General features: G+C 72.7%; 16 protein-coding genes. 7 read left to right on the forward strand and 9 right to left on the reverse strand.

Translation table 11 applies throughout. The annotated features are described in order from the left end of the window. Nucleotides 1–36: 36 nt before the first annotated feature. From IE325_RS01205 to wecB, 4 genes are read right to left on the reverse strand one after another with little or no spacing between them, the layout of a single operon-like run. Nucleotides 37–2,214, reverse strand: a complete 2,178-nt coding sequence (locus tag IE325_RS01205; protein WP_190067735.1) for a glycosyltransferase — start codon at nt 2,212–2,214, stop codon at nt 37–39. After that, nucleotides 2,211–4,016, reverse strand: a complete 1,806-nt coding sequence (locus IE325_RS01210; protein WP_190067736.1) for a hypothetical protein — start codon at nt 4,014–4,016, stop codon at nt 2,211–2,213. The genes IE325_RS01205 and IE325_RS01210 overlap by 4 nt, the downstream gene beginning before the upstream one ends. After that, entirely contained in the window at nt 4,016–4,756 is a 741-nt protein-coding gene (locus IE325_RS01215; protein ID WP_190067737.1) for a class I SAM-dependent methyltransferase, read from the reverse strand. The genes IE325_RS01210 and IE325_RS01215 overlap by 1 nt, the downstream gene beginning before the upstream one ends. After that, a complete protein-coding gene (wecB, locus tag IE325_RS01220; protein WP_190067738.1) occupies nt 4,749–5,837 on the reverse strand; it encodes a non-hydrolyzing UDP-N-acetylglucosamine 2-epimerase in 1,089 nt (362 codons plus the stop codon). Before wecB ends, IE325_RS01215 begins: the two co-directional genes overlap by 8 nt. A gap of 263 nt (nt 5,838–6,100) precedes the next feature. On the opposite strand from wecB, the gene IE325_RS01225 reads away from it, so the two are divergent. The 3 genes from IE325_RS01225 to IE325_RS01235 all read left to right on the forward strand — a co-directional run bounded on the left by IE325_RS01225 (nt 6,101) and on the right by IE325_RS01235 (nt 10,085). Next, nucleotides 6,101–7,519, forward strand: coding sequence for a glycosyltransferase family 4 protein (locus tag IE325_RS01225; RefSeq protein ID WP_229911605.1), 1,419 nt, complete (start codon nt 6,101–6,103; stop codon nt 7,517–7,519). Between the two features lie 6 nt (nt 7,520–7,525). Then, on the forward strand, nt 7,526–8,836 hold the full coding sequence (locus IE325_RS01230) for a nucleotide sugar dehydrogenase (RefSeq protein WP_190067740.1): 1,311 nt from the start codon (nt 7,526–7,528) through the stop codon (nt 8,834–8,836). A gap of 61 nt (nt 8,837–8,897) precedes the next feature. Beyond that, nucleotides 8,898–10,085, forward strand: a complete 1,188-nt coding sequence (locus IE325_RS01235) for a glycosyltransferase (RefSeq protein WP_190067741.1) — start codon at nt 8,898–8,900, stop codon at nt 10,083–10,085. Here IE325_RS01235 and IE325_RS01240 read toward each other — a convergent pair. Then, entirely contained in the window at nt 10,012–10,431 is a 420-nt protein-coding gene (locus IE325_RS01240) for a VOC family protein (RefSeq protein ID WP_190067742.1), read from the reverse strand. The genes IE325_RS01235 and IE325_RS01240 overlap by 74 nt on opposite strands. 646 nt (nt 10,432–11,077) lie before the next feature. Between IE325_RS01240 and IE325_RS46810 the strand changes: the two genes are divergently transcribed. Next, the gene (locus tag IE325_RS46810) at nt 11,078–11,791 is read left to right on the forward strand and encodes a hypothetical protein (RefSeq protein WP_308437610.1); all 714 of its coding nucleotides are present in this window, start codon (nt 11,078–11,080) and stop codon (nt 11,789–11,791) included. A gap of 111 nt (nt 11,792–11,902) precedes the next feature. Here the strand turns inward: IE325_RS46810 and IE325_RS01250 are convergent, their stop codons facing one another. Further along, nucleotides 11,903–12,352, reverse strand: coding sequence for a PPOX class F420-dependent oxidoreductase (locus IE325_RS01250; RefSeq protein ID WP_190067743.1), 450 nt, complete (start codon nt 12,350–12,352; stop codon nt 11,903–11,905). An 82-nt stretch (nt 12,353–12,434) separates the two neighbouring features. Here IE325_RS01250 and IE325_RS01255 point away from each other — a divergent pair, with 82 nt between their 5' ends. From IE325_RS01255 to IE325_RS01265, 3 genes are all read left to right on the forward strand, one after another. Further along, nucleotides 12,435–13,016: a TetR/AcrR family transcriptional regulator gene (locus tag IE325_RS01255; RefSeq protein ID WP_373315064.1), complete on the forward strand. Its 582-nt coding sequence runs from the start codon at nt 12,435–12,437 to the stop codon at nt 13,014–13,016. Next, nucleotides 13,013–14,362 carry an MFS transporter gene (locus tag IE325_RS01260; protein WP_190067745.1) on the forward strand — a complete coding sequence of 450 codons (1,350 nt, stop codon included), beginning with the start codon at nt 13,013–13,015 and terminating at the stop codon, nt 14,360–14,362. The genes IE325_RS01255 and IE325_RS01260 overlap by 4 nt, the downstream gene beginning before the upstream one ends. 65 nt (nt 14,363–14,427) lie before the next feature. Continuing rightward, nucleotides 14,428–15,663 carry a serine hydrolase domain-containing protein gene (locus IE325_RS01265; protein ID WP_190067746.1) on the forward strand — a complete coding sequence of 412 codons (1,236 nt, stop codon included), beginning with the start codon at nt 14,428–14,430 and terminating at the stop codon, nt 15,661–15,663. Between the two features lie 3 nt (nt 15,664–15,666). On the opposite strand, the gene IE325_RS01270 is transcribed toward IE325_RS01265, so the two are convergent. Genes IE325_RS01270 through IE325_RS01280 form a run of 3 tightly spaced genes read right to left on the reverse strand, consistent with a single transcriptional unit; the run spans nt 15,667 to nt 19,023 of the window. Next, nucleotides 15,667–16,827: a saccharopine dehydrogenase family protein gene (locus IE325_RS01270; protein WP_190067747.1), complete on the reverse strand. Its 1,161-nt coding sequence runs from the start codon at nt 16,825–16,827 to the stop codon at nt 15,667–15,669. Beyond that, complete coding sequence (locus IE325_RS01275; protein WP_190067748.1) at nt 16,820–17,881, reverse strand: saccharopine dehydrogenase; 1,062 nt, start codon at nt 17,879–17,881, stop codon at nt 16,820–16,822. The genes IE325_RS01270 and IE325_RS01275 overlap by 8 nt, the downstream gene beginning before the upstream one ends. Next, on the reverse strand, nt 17,878–19,023 hold the full coding sequence (locus tag IE325_RS01280; RefSeq protein ID WP_190067749.1) for an NAD(P)/FAD-dependent oxidoreductase: 1,146 nt from the start codon (nt 19,021–19,023) through the stop codon (nt 17,878–17,880). The genes IE325_RS01275 and IE325_RS01280 overlap by 4 nt, the downstream gene beginning before the upstream one ends. Between the last annotated feature and the right edge of the window lie 40 nt (nt 19,024–19,063).

The raw sequence follows: 19,063 nt of genomic DNA on the forward strand, positions 1-19,063 counted from the left end.
CGGACGCCATGAGGGCGGCTCCGGGGACCCGGCGTGTCACTCCGAGACCAACAGCTCCGTCCAGGTCTCAGCCACCCCGCCCAGCGAGAACCCCTCCCTCACCTGCGCCCGCGCCAGCTCCCCGGCCGCCCGCCAGTCCTGTTCCTCCTCCAGCACGGCGATCGCCTCCGCCATCGCCTCGGGGCTGTCATGGATCCACCGCCGGTCATAGATCTCGTCCGCCCCGGGCCACGGCAGCAGCGAAGGCACCGCACCGGAGGCCATGCCCTCGGCCGGTGCGAGGTGGAAGCTCTCGTCGTCGCTGGTGGACAGCACATGCCCGACCCGCCGCAGCCAGCCCGCCACGTCCGGCCCGAAGGTGTCGAAGACGACGGCCCCTTCGAGCAGCGGCGAGGTCTGCATCCGGCGCAGCACGGCGTCGTAGTGCTCCCGCTCCTCGGGCTTGTTCCAGATCCACCAGTACTCCCAGGGCGGCTTGGACTTGACCGACAGATGCCAGCGCCGGTCGTGGGCGCGCAGCGCCTCCAGCACGTCGAGGCCGAGGTCGAGGCGTTTGCGGCTGGGTGCGATACCGATCATGCCGAGGCGGTGGTGGGCGCCCGGTGCCTTGGGGCGGTCGAGCTGGTCGGTGTCGACCCAGTTGGGTACGACGACGACCTTGTCGGCGGGCCAGCCGGTGTGCTCGCGGGTGCGGCGGGCGTAGTACGGGCTGACGCACACCACCCGGTCGACGGCGTCGATGTCGACCTGGCGGGGCCAGCCGGCGTCGAGTTCGAAGCGGTGCAGCCGGACGATCAGCCGGCTGCCGCGCCGCTTGTGTCGGCTGTACCAGACGGCGGCGGGGCCGCACCACTCGACGACCACCACGTCCGCCCACTCGGCGAGTTCACGGCTCGCCTCCGGGTCGTGGCGGGAGAGCGCGGGCCAGGCGTCGACCCGTACGTCGAGCCCGGGCAGGGAGCGGAAGTGGTCGAGCAGCCGGGTGAGGAACTTCAGGTCGTGTCCGGCGACGCCGACCCTCAACGGCCGTCGGCGGTCCGGCATCCCGGCGGGGAAGGCCCGGTCGAGGTGGGCGCGCCAGCGGGCGGACGCCCCGTCGAGGGTGTACCGGCGGGCGGCCTCGCGGCAGCGGTCGGAGGCGAGCCGCCGTGCCTCCGGCTCCCGGACGGCCGTCGCGATGGCGTCGGCGGCGTCGTCGAGCCCGGCGCGGCCCGGCACGAACAGCGGATAGTCGATGCCGAGCAGCGCCTCGTGCGCCGGGGTGCGGTTGAGGACCACGGGCAGACCGAGGGCGCCGAACTCCAGGACCTTGGTGGACAGTTCGAGGCTGGAGTCGAGCACCGGGTCGCGCCAGCCCAGGCCCACGTCGCAGTCCGCGGCGATGCGCATGGCCTCCTCGCGTGGCTGTCCGCCGTGGTGGTGGACGCCGGGAGTGCCGGCCAGGGCCCGCGCCATGTCGGCCTGGAAATCGGGGTGGCCCGGGTCGTCGTGGATCTTGTCGCCGACGGTGTGCAGCTCGGCGGGGACACCGCGCTCGGCGAGCAGTCGCGGCAGCCGCGTCATGGGCAGGGTGTTCCAGCGGGGCGCGAACTTGCCGGTGTAGACGAGCCGCAGCGGATCGCGCGGTTCGTCGCGGTCCGGCACCTCGAAGCCCGGCTCGGGCACGGCGGGCGGGCTGAGCACGCACTTGCCGCAGGCCTCGGGCACCCAGGTCTCCAGGAAGCCGCGCAACTCCTCGGTCTGGCACAGCAGTCGGTGCGATGCCTCGGCGATCCGGACGAGGTCCGCGTGGGCCGCGTCGGTCATCTCGGCGGCCGATTGCGGAATGTCGGTGAGATAGGCCCAGATCCGTCCGTCGAACATGCCGTCGGCGACGATCCGGGTGACCAGCCGCCGGCCGCGCAGCACCAGCAGATCGCAGGGCTCGTCCTCGTCGAGCCGGGCCAGCACCTGCGAGGCCTGCACCGGCGAAAGGGGCCGGTCGGCGAGCCCGGGCAGCAGCCGTTCCTCGTGCGGGGACACCAGGCGGACGCCGGGCAGCTCGGCGAGCGGATCGGTCAACCGCCCGGTGCGGATGGGGGACTTGAGGACGAGCGTGCTCTCGCAGCCCGCCCGGGACAGCGCCTGCACCGTCGACTGGGCCCACACCGCGGACCCGTCGATGAGATTGAGGTCGACGTCGCCGTAGACGAGCGCCCGCAACACACGGCTCATGACGGCTCCTTCCCGCGCACGGCGAACAGTCGGTGTCCCCGCCCCGCCCAACTGCCGGGATCGGTACCGGACATGTGCAGCGACCGGCGCACCAGCAGCGGACGCAGCGACGGTACGAAGACGTAGTCGTCGGCGGCCGGAGTGTGGCCCACCGCGTCGGCGCCGGAGTACTCCTGGGCGCACATCAGGTCGAGCAGCAGGGTGTCGGGCCGGTCCTCGGTGAGGTCCGCCCAGTCGGCGACCCAGGGTGCGCGGGGCCGGCCGAGGCGTACGGTCACTCCGGCGGCGGTGAGTTCGTCGAGTCCCGCCGGATCGGGCACGACGACCTCGACCGGGCGGTGCAACTGGCCGAGCACCTGGCCGACGAGGCGGGCCACGTCGGTACGGTTCCGGGGCGCGGCCAGCACCGCCACACGCCGCTCGTCCAGCGGGTCCGGGGCGCCGGCCAGCCGCGCTAGCCGGGACAGCCGTACCCGTGTGCTGTCCGCCCGGAACATCTCGCGCAGCCGCTCCCTGCCCTGTACGGCCGGGTCGAGCCGGGCGAGGCGTACGCCGGTGTCGGAGTCGACTACGGCATCCCAGGCGAGCCGTGCGAGTCCGGGCGCGGTGGCGGCCGGGCCGTCCCGCCACAGCACCGTGGTCCGGCCCAACTCCCTCGCCCCTGCGAGGAGTTCGGCGAGTGTGCGGTCCAGATCGGGGGCGAGTCCGGTGCCGGTGAGCCACCAGGGTCCGTCGCCGGTGCAGGCGCGGAGCTGTACGACGAGGACATCGGGGTCGGTGCGACGCAGGAGGAGTTCGCCGTCGTGCGGCAGCAGACGGTTGACGACCGCGTCCGCCGCGAAGTCCTCGGCAGTGGCGGGGGTGAGCAGTCCGGCGACGACGAGGCGGTCGCGGGGGGCCACGGTCAGGGCGCGATGGGCGAGATGGAAGCGGGCGTCGAGCGGTGTTTCCGGCTCGGCCTGGTGCTTGGGCGCGGGCGCGGCACCGGTGAGCCGACGGCGACCGCGCCACAGGCCGTACAGCTCCGCGGGCAGCCGTGCGGCGCCCCGTTTCGGCGAGCGCGCGGCCGAGACGAGGGCCTTCCCGACCCGCAGCGAGGTGGAGCCCTCCAGCATGGCGACGCGCGCCTGCAGCACCTCGACCCGGTCCCGGGCCGCCCTGAGCGCGCCGGCGAGCTGCTCCTTCTCCCGTACGGCGGCGGCGAGCCGGTCGGCCGGTCCGTCCTGTCCCGCTGCCTCCCGGGTGGGTTCCGCGTCCTCGGCGGCGGTCTCCAGGTCCAGCACCCGGGCGCGCTGGGCGCGGGAGGCGAGGTCGGCGAAGACGTACTCGTCGGCGATGCGCAACGCCGTGGCATGACCATCGGAGGCGACGGGGCGGCCGAAGAAGTCGTGTGGTGGGAGGAGTTCGTCGGTGCGGGCGATGACGGCGCCCGCGTGCAACTGGACATAGTCGAGCGGCGCCGCGCGCAGGACCTGGCAGCGGTGTGCCACGAGGTGGTCGAGCAGCCGGTGATAGGGCAGCTCGTCGCCCGCGTGCCCGAAGACGATCAGGCCGCGTGCTCCGGGTTGCATCCGTGCCAGCACGGCACGACAGACGTCCTCGGTGCCGTGCAGGTCGGGGTCCGGCCCGTAGGAGAGGAGGGCCAACTCCCCATCGGTGATGGGCTGTTCGTCATCGGAGCGACGCAGGGCTACACCGGGGGGCAGATGCAGGTACGGCTCCAGGCTCAGGCCGCCGCCCGTCGCGTCCACCACCGTCGTGACGGCGTCGAGGTGCGGATGGAGCAGATCGGTCAGGCGCATCAGCTGTTCCTCGTGAAGACGTGGAAGCCGACCCGGTTCTCCCGGAAGCCGTACGGCCTGGAGAGGGTGTGCCGCAGGCCGAGCGGCTCGAGTTCGGCGCGGTAGGCGGTGAGCGGGCGGTGCACGATGTGGGCGCCGCGGGGCGTACGGCGGTCGGTGTCCTCGTCGGTGAGGATCAGCCGCCCGGCGACGCGGACGAGGGAGGCGAGGTTGCGCAGCCCGGCCGCCCACTCCTCGTCGTCCGGCACGTGGAACAGGACGTCCACGCAGACAACGATGTCGTACGGCCACGCAGCCCGCCACTCGTCCAGCAGGGCGACGGCGTAGCGCGGGCCGCCGCCCTCGGCTCGGGCGTGGTCGATGGCGGTCCGGCTGGTGTCGAAGGCGTCGACCCGATGTCCGCAGCGGGCCAGGGCCCGGGCGAAGTAGCCCTTGCCGCAGCCGGCGTCGAGCACGAACAGGGGGGCGGTGGGGCTGGACAGGTCGCCGATGAGATCGAGCAGGGTGCCGAGGCGGTGGGCGTAGAAGAGTTCGTTGCCGGGGCGGTCGAGGCCTATGTGGCCGCCGGAGGTGAGGTCGTCCAGGTCGGCGTGGCGGGCGTCCCAGTAGGGCCGCGTCCCGTGGTCGCGGGGGAGGGTTTCATCGCGGGTGAGGGATTCGTCGCGGGCGAGCGTTTCGTCGCTGGTGGGCATTCCGTCGCGAGTGGGCATTCCGTCGTGGGCGAGCATTCCGTCAGCCATGGCGCTCCAGCCACCCGGTGATCACGCGGGCGATCCGGCCGCCCGCCCGGCCGTCCCACAGGGGCGGTCCCTCGACGGGTGCCGCTCCCCCGCCCTCCAGCAGCTTGCGCAGCGCGGGGACCAGTTCCCCGTGCCGGACGAGGCGGTTGGTGCCATGGGTGACGGTGACCGGGCGTTCGGTGGTGGTGCGCAGGGTCAGGCACGGGACGCCCAGGACGGTGGTCTCCTCCTGGACGCCGCCCGAGTCGGTGATCACGACGGCGGCTCCGCGCACCAGGCTCATGAACTCGACATAGCCGAGGGGGTCGAGGAGGTGGACGCCGGGTGCGTTTGCGAGGCCCGCTGCGCTCAGCGCCGCCCGGCCGCGCGGGTGCAGGGGTACGACGAGGTCGAGATGTCGGGCGGCGTCGGCGAGAACGCGGGCCGCTGCGGCGGCGGCTTCCGGGTCGTCGACGTTGGCCGGCCGGTGCAGGGTGACCACGCCGTAGCGCTCGGGGAGTCCGTGAGCGGCACGGGCGCTCGTAGGGTCGAACTGCTCCACATGGGTGAGCAGAGTGTCGATCATCGGGTTCCCGACGAGATGGACACGGTCGGCGGCGACGCCCTCGCGGGCCAGGTGGCCGACGGCCTCCGGGCTCGTGGCGAACAGCAGCTCCGCCAACTGGTCGACCAGCCGCCGGTTGACCTCCTCCGGCATCGCCATGTCGAAGCTGCGCAGGCCCGCTTCGACGTGCGCCACCGGGATGCCGAGTTTGACGGCGGCCAGCGCGGCGGCGAGCGTCGAGTTCACGTCGCCGTACACCGTGACGAGGGCGGGGGCGCGGGCGGTCAGCTCCTGTTCGAGGGCTACCAGGAGGTCGGCGGTCTGGCGGGCGTGGCTGCCTGAGCCGACTCCGAGGTCGGTGTCGGGTTCCGGGAGGCCCAGTTGGCGGAAGAAGATGTCGGACATACGGGCGTCGTAGTGCTGGCCGGTGTGGACCAGGGTCTGGGCGCAGCCCGCGGTGGTGAGGGCGGTGATCACCGGGGCGGCCTTGACGAAGTTCGGGCGGGTTCCCACGACGTGCAGTACGCAGGCGTTCATGCCGTTTCACTCCTGTGCTGAATGTCTGGGTCGGTCGCCTTCGGGGGCGCCACATGTCGGTGTCGAGAGGCCGATCGTGCTCGGCGCTTCGCGCCTCCGCGCGTTCGGCCTCTCGACACCGACGCGCCCCCTACGGCTCCCTCCCGGCCGGTGTCGTCGGACCAGTGGCTGTTGGTGGGCCGTTGCCCGGCGTCGCACTTTAATGTTTCCGTATGTCAAGAAATGTGCACTTTGGTCCCCTTGGTCTTAGTCTCGCCGCCTCGGTGGCCATTGGCGAGCTGCGTCAGGATCCGGTGCGGGCCCTGCTGATCGGTGTACGTCTGCTGCCCGGGGGCGTCCGGCAGGGGTTGGGGCCGTTGGAACGGCGGCTCGCGGGGCGTGCCCGCGCCACGGGGCCCGTGGCGGTGCCGTCCGCCGCTCGGGTGCCCGCGCCGGCCGGGCGGCGCTTTCTCCCCGTGCCGGGGCGGGTGCTCCATCTGGTCACCAACGGGCTGCCGTTCCGGCACGCCGGCTACACCGTGCGCACTCAGAAACTCACCGAGGCCCAGTCGGCGGCCGGGCTCGACCCGCACGTGGTGACCCGGATCGGCTTTCCGGTGACGGGCGGGGTGCTGGACGCCCGGCCGACGCAGCTGGTGGGCGGGGTGCCGCAGCACCGGCTGCTGCCGCCGTGGCTGCCGTACGGACAGGCCGCGGCGCTGGCCCGCAACGCCGAACTGGCGGCACGCCTGGTGGAGCGGCTGCGGCCGGCCGTGCTGCATGCCGCGTCCGATCACGGCAACGGGCGGGTGGCCCTGGCCCTGCGGGAGACCTTCGGGCTGCCGGTGGTCTATGAGGTGCGGGGGTTTCTGGAGGAGACCTGGCTGACGCAGGCGCCGGGGCGGGGCCGGGACGACGAGACGTACCGGGCGCGGCGCGCCCTGGAGACGTACTGCATGCGGGAGGCCGACCTGGTGGTGACGCTGGGTGAGGCGATGAAGGCCGAGATCGTGGGCCGGGGGGTGGCGGAGGAGCGGGTGCTGATCGCGCCCAATGCCGTGGACGACGACTTCCTGGCCGCACCGCCGGACGGGGCGCCCGTGCGCGCCCGGCTCGGTATCGCGCCGGACGAGCTGGTCGTCGGCACCGTCGGCACCCTCACACGCCTTGAGGGCATCGACACATTGCTCCATGCGGGTGAAGAGCTACGGCGGCGTGGAGTGCCCCTCCGGTTGCTGATCGTCGGCGACGGTCCGGCGCGCCCGGCGTTGGAGCGGCTGGCGGCCCGGCTCGGCCTGGACGACGGGACCGCGCTTTTCACGGGGCGCGTGCCGCACTCCCAAGTACGGGATTTCCACGCGGTGTTGGATGTGTTCGCGGTGCCGCGCACCGATGAACGGGTGTGCCATCTGGTGACCCCGCTCAAGCCGGTCGAGGCGATGGCGAGCGGTGTTCCGGTGGCCGCCAGCGATGTCGCCGCGCTCCGGGAACTGGTCGAACCGGAGGTGAACGGGAGGCTAATCAAGCCTGAATCACCATATTCCTGGGCTGATGAGCTGGAAATACTCCTTTACAGTCGAAATCGGCGCGCTGAGTGGGGAGCAGCAGCCCGCGCGACGGTCGCGCGTGACCGCACCTGGAAGCGTGTCGCCGCCACAACCCGTGAGGCGTACCGCGCCCTTGGCAGCCTTGATGCGGGGTGAGTCCCTATGCAGGACGAACAGCTCGAAGTGGGCCCTCTCGGGGAAGCGGAACGGCCCGATCTCGTGGATCTCGCGGTGATCGGGCTCGGCTACGTCGGACTGCCGCTCGCGCGGGAGGCGGCGTCGATCGGACTGAAGGTGCTGGGCCTGGACCGCGACCCCCGGGTCGTGGAGGCGCTCAACACCGGGCACTCCCATGTCGACGACGTCTCCGACGACGATGTCCGCCGGATGCGGGCGACCGGGTTCACCGCGTCCACGGACGACGCGTGTCTGGCGCGGGCGCAGGCGATCGTCATCTGTGTGCCGACGCCGCTCGGCAAGGACGGCGGGCCCGACCTCGGGGCCGTCACCGCGGCCACCAAGGCCGTGGCCCTGCGGTTGCGCCCCGGACAGCTGGTCGTGCTGGAGTCGACCACGTATCCGGGGACGACCGAGGAGATCGTCCGGCCGCTCCTGGAGGAGTCGGGGCTACGGGTCGGTGTGGACTTCGCGCTGGCCTTCTCGCCGGAGCGGATCGACCCCGGCAACACCGCGCACGGGCTGCGCACCACGCCGAAGGTGGTCGGCGGCTGCACGCCGTCGTGTGCGGCGCGCGCGGTCGCCTTCTACGGCAAGCTCGTCGACACGGTCGTCCAGGCGAAGGGCACCCGCGAGGCCGAGATGGCCAAGCTGCTGGAGAACACCTACCGGCATGTGAACATCGCCCTGGTCAATGAACTCGCCGTGATCAGCCACGAGTTGCATGTCGACCTGTGGGACGCGATCCGCTGTGCCGGGACGAAGCCGTTCGGCTTCCAGGCGTTCCGGCCGAGTCCGGGTGTGGGCGGGCACTGCATCCCCATAGACCCCAACTACCTGTCGTACAAGGTGCGTTCGTCGCTCGGCTACGAGTTCCGGTTCGTGGAGCTCGCCCAGGAGATCAACCGGCGGATGCCGGAGTACGTGGTGCGGCGGGCGCAGGATCTGCTCAACACCGCCGGCCGCCCGCTGCACGGCTCCCGGGTGCTGCTGCTCGGCGTCACCTACAAGCCGGACGTGGCGGACCAGCGCGAGTCGCCGGCGCTGCCGGTGGCGCGGCTGCTGCGGGAGCGGGAGGCCGAGGTCGCCTTTCACGATCCGCATGTGCCGCTGTGGTCCGTGGACGGGGCGAGCATCCCGCGCGTCCCCGATGTACTGGCGGCGGTGCGCGAGCACGACCTGACGATCCTGCTCCAGGATCACTCGGCCTACGACCTGCCGGCCCTCGGCGACGCGGCCCGGCTGCTGTTCGACACCCGCGGGCGGATCTTCCGGCCAGGGGTCGAAGTGCTGTGACCGGCCCGATCGTTCATTGGCCCCTGGCTGTCCTCGGGGCTGTCGAAAGGTGCGTGCTCTGATGCGGATACTCGTCGTGACCGTCGTCCACCACCCCGAGGACGCGCGGATCCTGCACCGGGAGATCGCCGCCCTGCGACAGCACGGCCACCGGATCACCTACGCCGCGCCCTTCGCGGCCCGCCAAGTGGCCCCGCGCCCCCATGTGGAGGGCATCGACCTGCCCCGCGCCGCCGGCCGGGACCGGCGTGCGGCACTGCGCGCGGCCCGGGCCCTGCTGGCCGAGCGCGGCCAGCAGGCGGACGTCGTCCTGCTGCACGACCCGGAGCTGCTGCTCACCCTGCCCGGCACCCTGCGCCGCTGGCGGCGCGCCGGACACTCGCCGGTCACCGTGTGGGACGTCCACGAGGACACGGCGGCGGCACTGGTGATGAAGCGCTGGCTGCCCCGGCCGCTGCGACCGCCGCTGCGCCTGGCCGTACGGGCCGCGGAACGGCTGGCCGAGCGGCATGTGCGGCTGCTCCTCGCCGAGGACGCCTACCAGCGGCGTTTCGGCCGGCATCATCCCGTGGTCGGCAACCTCGCGACGGTGCCGCCCGAGCCGCCCGAACCGCCGGGCGATGAACGGGCCGTCTATCTCGGGCACCTGTCACGGGAGCGCGGTGCGCTGGAACTCATCGAGACGGCACGGCTGCTGGCGCCGGACATCCAGGTCGAGGTGATCGGCGCGGCGGACCCCGACATGCGGGGCCCGCTCACCGAGGCCGACGGGGAGGGCGTCCTGCGCTGGCACGGCTATCTCCCCAACGACCGTGCCCTCCCCCTGCTCTCCGGCAGCCTGGCCGGTCTCTCCCTGCTGCGCGACCAGGCCAACTACCGCCACTCACGGCCCACCAAGGCGGTGGAGTACATGGCCCATGGCGTCCCCGTGGTGACCACACCCACCCCGCTCGCCGCCGACCTCGTCGAACGCTACGGCTGCGGTCTCGTCGTCCCCTACGAGGATCCGGCCACCGCGGCACAGGCCGTACGGCATCTGCGCGCCGACCGGCAGATGCGCCGCCGCGCGGCCGCACGGGGCTGGGAGGCGGCGCTCGCCGACCTCAACTGGGCCGACGGGGCGACCGAGTTCGTGATGTGCCTGGAGTCCTGGGTGAAGGAGGCGTCCGGGGGCCCTACTCGGCCCCTGCGTTCGACCAGCCCCTCCGGCACAGCACCAGCCGGTAGCCGTCCGGGTCCTCGATCGTGACGCCCCACTCGTTCCAGTAGGGGTTGGGCGACGGGACCCGCTTGCCGCCGTGTCCCTCCAGCCGGGCGACGAGCTCGTCGGGCACGGGGCCGTCGAGGTAGAGGACGAGGAGATCCTCCTCGGTCGGCCGGGGTTCGACGGGGCGGGCGGGCTCGTGCACGAGCTCCAGATGCCAGTCGGCGTCCGGCAGGCCGAGCATCAGCAGGTCGTGCTCGCCGGGTTCCGGCCCACCCGTGGCCCGCCATACGACTCCTAGCCCGAGCCCTTCGCGCCAGAAGCGCTCCGCCGCGACGAGGTCACGGGACGGGCGGGCGATCCGGATGTGGCTGCGGCCGTTGAACGGCATGGGTGACCCTCCAGGCGGGCGTTGCGGTGTGCGGCGTCGATCCGCTCAGCAGCGTAGGCAGCCGACGCCCACCGGGACCATCGGCCATGAGGCCCCCGACCTGAGCCCTAGGACGCACCGGCCCGATTCCGGACTATCGTTGCCCGATCATGTGAGCGGGTGCGAGAGGCGGGCGAGGCGTGGCAGGGGCCGGGTGGATACGGGTGCCGGTGGGGGACGACGCGGGCCGGTGGGCCACGCGGGGCCGGACCCGGAAGGTGCTCCTGATCGTCCACAACGTCACCTCGGCCACCCGGCTCCTGGACGTCATGCCGCTGTTCCACGACGACTTCCGGGTGCAGCTGCTCGCCACGAGCCCGGGGTCGTCGGCGTTCCGGGCGGGGCTCGCGGAGTTGCTGGCGGACACGGGGGTGCCGGTTCTGCCGTGGGAGCAGGCGGTCGGGACACCGGTCGAGTTGGCGGTCTCGGCGAGCTTCGGCGGTCAACTCCGGGCATTTTCCGGCGTATTGAGCGTGTTGTCACACGGCGTCGGATATACTAAGAGGCTGGCGACACCCGGCGGGCTGCGGGCGCGTCCGATCCGGTCTTCGGGCTGTCGCCGGAGTGGCTGCTCGACGAGGGCGGGAAACCGGTCGTCGGAGCTCTGGTGCTGTCCCACCCCGAGCAGTACGAGCGGCTGCGCACCGCCTGCCCCGAGGCGGCACCCATCGCGGTGCTCGCCGGGGACCCCTGCTGGGACCGCATCCTGGCGGCGCGCACATATCGCGAGCGCTACCGCCGTGCGCTCGGCGTGGGCCGGGGGCAGCGGCTGATCGTCCTCAACTCCACCTGGAATCCGGAGTCGTTGTTCGGCGACGGCGGCGGCGATGACCTGCTGCCCTCCCTGCTCCCCCGGCTGACCTCGGAGTTCCCGGCCGACGCATACCGTCTCGCGGCCGTGCTGCATCCCAACATCTGGCACGGCCACGGCCCCGGTCAGATCCGCGCCTGGCTCGACCGGGCCCGGCGTGCGGGCCTGGCCCTGATCGACCCGCTGCGGAGCTGGCGGCAGGCGCTGATCGCCGCCGACGCCGTGATCGGCGACCATGGCGCGGTCACCTACTACGCGGCGGCACTCGGCACACCGGTGTTGCTGGGCGCCGCGCTCCTCTCAGGCCTGGCCCCGGACGCCCCGTTGCACTCCTTCGTCCGTACGGCACCCCGCCTCGCACCCACCCAACCCCTGCGCCCCCAGATCGAGGCCCTGCTCGACACCCACCGCCCCCTTCCCGAGCCTGCCCAAGTCCGCCCGTGGACACCCAGGCCGACTTGCCGGCTTCGCCGAGGAATCCCGCTCCGATCGTGGTCAGGACCGCACTGATCGCGCCCACCGAAAGCAGATCCATCATCCCGTCCACTGCCCCGTCCGTGTCACCGTCTCACCACCCGCAGTGGATCAACACTAACGGCACGTACGGGAGATGACCCGGGGTCAGCCCCGCCCGGAGCTCTTCGGGATGCCGTACGCCCGCTCCACCCGCAGTCGCAGCACCAGCCGCCCGTCCCTGACCATCGCCGCGCGGAAGTCGTCCCAGTCGGGATGCTCGCCCACGACGTCCCGGTAGAGGCGGACGAGTTCCTCGACCGTGGCGTCGTACGGGTCCTGGGCGACCGGGGTCAGTTCGGCGGTGCCCTCGGCGACCGTGTAGGCCCAGCGGTCGCGGGACGTGACGTGGTACGACGCCCGGGGGTCGCGGCGCAGATTGCGGGTCTTGGCGCGGTCGTCGGTGACCGAGACACGGATGATCCGCTCGTCGGGGTAGTAGGCGTGGCCGACGTTCGACAGCTGGGGCCGGCCGTCGCGCTTCAGGGTGACTAGCACCCCGCCGCGGGCCTCGGAGAGCAGCGCGAGCAGTGCGTTCTGGGTGGCGTCCTGAGTCATATCTGCGTCAACCGGGACGAGCGGGTCGAACATTCCCGCGTAGACACTGTCTACGAAGGGGTGGTAGACAGTGTCTATGCGAGTGGCAAGAGAGTCAGACACGGGGCTGCGGGACCGGCTGGTCGACGTGGGCGTGGAGCTGGTGGCTCGGGAGGGTGTCCAGGCGCTCACCCTGCGGGAGATCGCCCGCCGGGCGGGCGTGTCGCACGGCGCGCCGCGTCGCTACTTCCCCACCCATCTGGAGCTGCTCTCGGCCATCGCCCGCCGCGGCTTCGACGAGCTGGCGGCGCGGGCGGCAGCGGCGGAGGCGGGCGGCGAGGGCACTGCACGGGCGCGGGTGGGCGCGCTGGCGCGGGTGTATCTGGAGTTCGCGCTGGAGAAGCGGGGGATGTACGAGCTGATGTTCCGTCATGATCTGCTGGAGAGCGGGCACTTGGGGCTCCGGGACTCCAGCCTTCCGCTCTTCGGGCGGCTGGTGCAGCTCGTCGGCCGGGTGCGGCCCGACGCCGATGCCCGGCTGGTCGCGGGCGCGCTGTGGGCGGGGTTGCACGGCATCGCCCAGCTGTGGGGCTGGGGCAGTCTGCAACTCGCCACGGGTGTCGATGACTTCGCACCCCTGCTGCGGTCGGCGCTCGACGCGCATCTCGGGCCGGAGGGCGAGTGAATCCGCGTCTCACCCTCGCGGGCAGCGTCGTCGGAGCGGTCATCGTCGCGTTCGACGGCACCGTGCTGACCGTCGCCCAGCCCAGTCTCCAGCGCGACCTGGGCGCCTCATTCGCGCAGGTCCAGTGGACCAGCACCGGCTATCTCATCGCCGTGGCGAGCCTGTTGGTGTTCGCCGGGCGGCTCGGTGACCGGTACGGCCATCACCGTCTCTTCGGCATCGGCATGCTCGGCTTCGGGGCGACGTCGGCGGGTATCGCCGTGGCGCCCGGTGTCGGCTGGGTGATCGGGCTGCGGGTGGTGCAGGGCGTGTTCGGGGCGCTGCTGCAACCGGCCACGCTCGGGATGCTGCGGGCGGCGTTCCCGCCGGACCGGCTGCGGACACCGATCGCGGTGCGGACGGCGGCGATCGGGGTGGCGGCCGCGGTCGGGCCGGTGCTGGGCGGTGCGCTGGTGGCGGGGCCGGGCTGGCGGGTGGTGTTCCTGCTGAACGTCGTGCCGGCCCTCGTCCTCGGCGGACTCGCCCTCACGGGACGGTCCCCGCGCCCGCCCGCCCTCGTACGGCTCGATCTGCCCGGCGCCCTGCTGCTCGCGCTCACCCTCGCCTGTCTGGTCCACGCACTGGTCGCGCCGCCGGGCCCGCCCTGGACCGCCGCCACCGCCGTGATCACCGGTGCCGCCTTCGTCCGGCACGAGCGGCGCATGGCGAGCCCGCTGCTGCCGCCCGACGTGATCGGCTCCGCCGCCGTCGCCTCGGCGCTCGGCATGCTGGTGGCCGCGTCGGCGGCGCTGTCCGGCGCGCTGTTCGCGGGCACCTTCCTGTTGCAGGGCGCTCTCGGCCTGGATCCGTTCCACAGCGCCCTTGTCAGCCTGCCGCTGGCCGCCCTGATGGTGCTCGCGGCGCCCAGCTGCGCGGTGCTGCTGCGCCGGGCCGGTGCGCGGCGTACGGCGACGGCGGCGATGGCAGTCCTCGCGCTCGGGATCCTCACCCTGTCCCGTGCCTCGGCCACTCCCCTGCTCTGCCTGGCGTTCGCCCTGGTGGGGGCCGGGTTCGGCACGGTGATGGTGGCGGCGACCCATGTCGTCGTACGGGAGGCGGCCGTCGGGTCGGCCGGGGTGGCGGGCGGGCTCCAGCAGACCGCGATGAATCTGGGGCCGGTGCTGGGCGTGGCCGCCGCGACCGCGCTCATGGGCACCGGCGGTGACGCCGGGCCGCCCCTGGCCGTCCTCGCCGCCCTCGCCCTGGCCGGAACGGTGCCGGGCCGTGCTCTTCCCGGGCGGGATCCCGCCTCGACGGACGATCATGGCGATTCGAAGGACCGTACACGTGTTCCTGCGCAACGATGAGGTCAGAGGCCGTTCCCGCGGGGTATGCCGGAGCGCACCCTCGTCGTACGTATCGGAGGAGAGCGATGGCACTGCTGACACAAGAGGTCGACCCGGGTGAGGTCGGGCTGGACGCGAAGGCGCTGGACCGTCTCGACCAGTACTTCGCCCACTACGTCGACGAGGGGCGGCTGCCCGGCTTCCTGGTGTCCGTCGCCCGCGGCGGACGTGTCGCCCACCTCACCACGCACGGCCACCGTGACATGGCCGCCGGGCTGCCCGTCGAGGCCGACACCCTGTGGCGGATCTACTCCATGACCAAACCGGTCACCTCGGTCGCCGCGCTGCTGCTGGTGGAGGAGGGCAAGCTGTCGCTGGACGACCCGGTGGACCGCCATCTGCCGGGCTTCGCCGAACCCAGGGTGTACGTCAGCGGGTCGGGCTCGGACGTGGTGACACGTCCCGCCGACGGGCCGATAACCGTCCGGCATCTGATGACCCACACCGCGGGCCTGACGTTCGCCTTCTACCACTCGCACCCCGTGGACGCCCTGTACCGCGAGGCCAACCTGGAGTCGGCGGTGCTGCCGGGCTCGGACCTGGCGAGGACGGTCGACGTGTACGCGCGTCTGCCGCTGCAGTTCGAGCCGGGCACGCAGTGGAACTACTCGGTCGCCACCAATGTGCTGGGCCGGGTCATCGAGGTCGTGTCCGGACAGCGGCTGGACGAGTTCTTCGCCGAGCGGATCTGCGGACCGCTCGGCATGACCGACGCCGGGTTCTCGGTGCGCGACGAACAGGCGGTGCGGCTCGCCGAGTTGTACGGCGAGAGCGAGAGCGGCGGTATCGAGCCGATCCCCGGTCTCCCGCTGCGCGGCGGCCGGCCGCGGTTCCTGTCCGGCAGCGGCGGTCTCGCGGCCTCCGCGCACGATGTGCATCGCTTCATGGAGCTGCTGCGCGGCCGGGGCGAGCTCGACGGCGTCCGGCTGCTGGCGCCCGGGACCGTGGACCTGATGACGTCCAACCAGCTCCCGGGCGGCGCCGATCTGCGCGCCTTCGGCAGCCGTCCCGCGCACGACGAGTCGGGCAACGACGGCATCGGCTTCGGCCTCGGCGTCTCCGTCGTGATCGACCCGGCCCGCACCAAGGCCCCCACCGTGCTGGGCTCCTACGGCTGGAGCGGCGTGGCGACGACCACGTTCTGGGTCGACCCGCGCCACGACCTGACGGTGCAGTTCATGACGCAGGTGCGGCCGCGGACGTCGCACACCATGTTCCAGGACCTCAAGCGCCTGGTGCACGAGGCGCTCATCGGGGCCTGAGCGTCATTGGTCCACGCGCAGCGTGAACTCCACTCCCTCCAGGGCGAGTTCACGCAGCCACTCCTCCGAGCGGGCCGCCGTCTCCGCGGCGCGGTTCAGGCCCGCCGGCAGGGAGCCGTCGAGGATGTGACGGACACCGAGGGCGAGCGGGCGCGAGACACAGCGGGCCATCGCGCTCTCCTCCTCGTCGCCCACCAGGTCCAGCAGATAGCTGCCGGACCACGACCGCCCGTCGGCCCGTACGTCCAGCGACACGGCGAGGACCACGCGGTCACGGTCGGCGTCCGTGGTGGGGTACGCCGCCGCCAACTCCCCGGCAAGCGCGGCGATCCGGGCGTCGTCGCCTGCCTTCAGCTCCTCGAAGACAGCCTCCCAGGCACGCAGCCAGCCCTCCAGCCGCAGCGTGCCGCGCACGAACGCCTGCGCCTTCCAGGCGGGCGGCAGCCCGTACTGCTCGACGAAGGGCACGCTGTCGCGGTTGGGGTAGACCTCGAACGCCTCCCCGTCCACGACATGCCGCCGCGTCACCTCCCACGGCCGCTCGGCGACCGCCTCGGCACCGTCCTCGATGTAACGGGCCGGTGCGCGCAGGGCGTTGAGGACACCTGCGGGCGCCCAGCTGAAGCGGTACCTGAAGTCGTTCGGGACGGCGGGGACTCCGCCGCAGTAGGAGGTGAGGCTGTACGAGGCGCCCGTGTCGTCGCCGACGGCTGCCCGGGCCCGGCCGATCAGGCAGTGCGCGAAGAGGTGGTCGATGCCCGGGTCGAGGCCGGCCTCGGTGAGGACGACGAGCCCGGCGGCCGTGGCCGCGGGGACCTGGGCGAGGACCGCGTCGGACACATAGCTGGAGCAGGCGAAGTGGGCCTCGCGGCCGACGCAGGCCGCCAGGATCCCGGCGTGTTCCGGCGCGGGCAGCATCGATACGACGATGTCGCCGGGCGTCAGTTCGGCGGTGAGCGCGGGGAGGGTGTAGGCGCGGGGCTCGGCCCGTCCGGTGAGGCCGAGTCGGTCCAGGGCGTCGGCGGCCCGGTCCTCGGTGCGGTGCCACAGCCGTACCCGGTCGGCCGTGTCGCACACCCGGGTCAGACCGCTGCCGGTGGACAGGCCGGCCCCGACCCAGTGGACGGTACCGCTCGACGCGACCCGCTCGGATCTGTCAGACATTGCGGAACTCCCCTTCTACGACGCCGAGTTCACGGCACGCCTGGTGGAAGCGGTCACGGCAGCGCCCCCACGGCCCGCCCGTCTCGAACTCCAGCAGCTGGAGCAGCAGCGCCGAGGAGAAGTCGGTGCTGGACTCGCGGGGCAGCAGGGAGGGCAGGTTGTCGATGGCGATGAGGTCCAGCGGGGGTTCCTTGCGCAGCCGGCGTACCGGTTCGGTCCAGTCGGTGGTGCGGTCGTAGACCGGCAGGACGTTCAGGGGCGAGCCGACGTCGACGGTGACGTCGCAGAGGGTGCGCAGCCTGCGGGCGGGGTCGTCGAGGTCCTGGTCGCGCAGGAAGGGCGGGATGGGGGTGGTGGCGAGGACGGCGTTGACCAGCACGTCGTGCGCCAGCAGCGCGGGCCGGTCCAGTTCCCGGGTCTCGTCGAGGTCCCAGGGCATCGCCTCGACGCCGGCGGTGCCGAACGCGACGCGCGCGCCCCGTCCGCTGCGGCCGAGGGCGCCGATGACCAGGGCCGTGAACTCCTCGTCGCCCGTGTCGGGCCGGAGGGCCTCGTCCAGTTCGTCCTTCGACGAGGGCGTCAGCGGGGTGACGAGTCTGCCCCGGTGCTGGAGGACGGCGAGGGCGGCGCCGAGATAGCCGGCCCAGAAGCCGAAGGCGGCGAGCCGGCGGCCGTTGTCGTCCACCAGGTACTCCAGGTCGAGCAGTGTCCCGCCCCCGGCCGCGAACCGCCCGAGCAGGGCCTCGGCACCGGGCTGCCCCTTGTAGGCGTGCCCGAAGTAGATGTGCCGGTGCGTCAGCTCCGCCGGCTCCTCCGGGAGTTCCTTCAGGCCGAGCACCACGGCCGTCGAGGGCGCCGACACCCAGGAACCCGCGGGCGCGATACGGCAGCCGGCCGCCTCGTACTCCTCGACGGGGAAGATCCGCTGCGGTGACTCCTCGACGGTCAGCGTCACCCCGCTCTCCACGAGCCGCCGCGCGTCGGACGGCACGAGGGGTGTGCGTCGCTCGGTGGAACGGACCTCGTGGCGCAGCCACAGATGGAGCTCGGTCATACGCGGTTGGCCTCCGGGCGCGGGGCGTCGGCCGCGAACCGGCCGGCGCTGAGCGGGCTGACGTCCACGAAGGGTACGCGGCCGAGGTACAGGTCGCGGACGACCTCGCCGACGGCCGGGCCCTGGAGAAAACCGTGGCCCGAGAAGCCGGTGGCGTACAGGAAGCGGGAGACGGAAGTCGCCTCGCCGATGAGCGCGTTGTGGTCCGGGGTGACCTCGTACAGGCCGGCCCAGCCTCCGGTGCGGCGCAGGTCGAGCAGGGCGGGGGCACGGTGCTGCATGGCCGCGGCCAGCCGGGGAATCCAGCGGTCGTGGGTGTCGGTGGCGAAGCCGGGGCGTTCGTCGGGGTCGGACATGCCGAGGAGGAGGCCGGGGCCCTCGGTGTGGAAGTAGAGGCTGGAGGTGAAGTCGATCGTCATGGGCAGCCGCGACGGCAGTCCCGCGACCGGCTCGGTGACCGCGATCTGGCGGCGCAGCGGCACCACGGGCAGGTCCACGCCGACCATCGCGCCGATCGCCCGCGACCAGGGGCCGGCCGCGCAGATCACCGTGTCGGTGGTGATGCGGGTGAGGGTCGTGGTGACGGCGGTGATGCGGTCGCCGTGCAGTTCGATGCCGGTGACGTGGTTGTGGCGTAAGATCCGCGCCCCGTACTGGCGGGCGGCGGAGGCGTAGCCCTGGACGACGGACTCGGGGGTGCAGTGGCCGTCGTCCGGGGAGAACGCGGCCGCCAGCAGTCCGTCGGTGGTGATCAGCGGGGACAGCCGCTGGGCCTCGGCCAGGTCGATCATCCGGCTGGGCACCCCGAGGGAGTTCTGCAGCCGGACGCTCGCCTCGAACCCGGCGACCTCCTCGGGCGTCGACAGCAGGAACAGATAGCCGACCCGGTGCAGCCCGATGTCATGGCCCATCTCCAGCCCGAACCGGGCGAACGCCTGGAGGCTGCGCGCCCCGAGCTGGATGTTGAGCTCGTCGGAGAACTGCGCCCGCACCCCGCCGGCCGCCTTGGAGGTGGAGCCGGAGGCCAGTTCGTCCCGCTCGACGAGGACGACGTCCCGTACGCCCGCGCGGGCGAGATGGTAGGCGATGCTGGTGCCCATCACACCGCCACCGATGACGACGACGCTGGCACGCGAGTTCACGAGCCCACCTTCCTGAAGCGCCCCTCAAGGGGCGCGGGGC

The sequence above is a fragment of the Streptomyces lanatus genome (genome assembly GCF_014655715.1).
Taxonomy (GTDB): domain Bacteria; phylum Actinomycetota; class Actinomycetes; order Streptomycetales; family Streptomycetaceae; genus Streptomyces; species Streptomyces lanatus.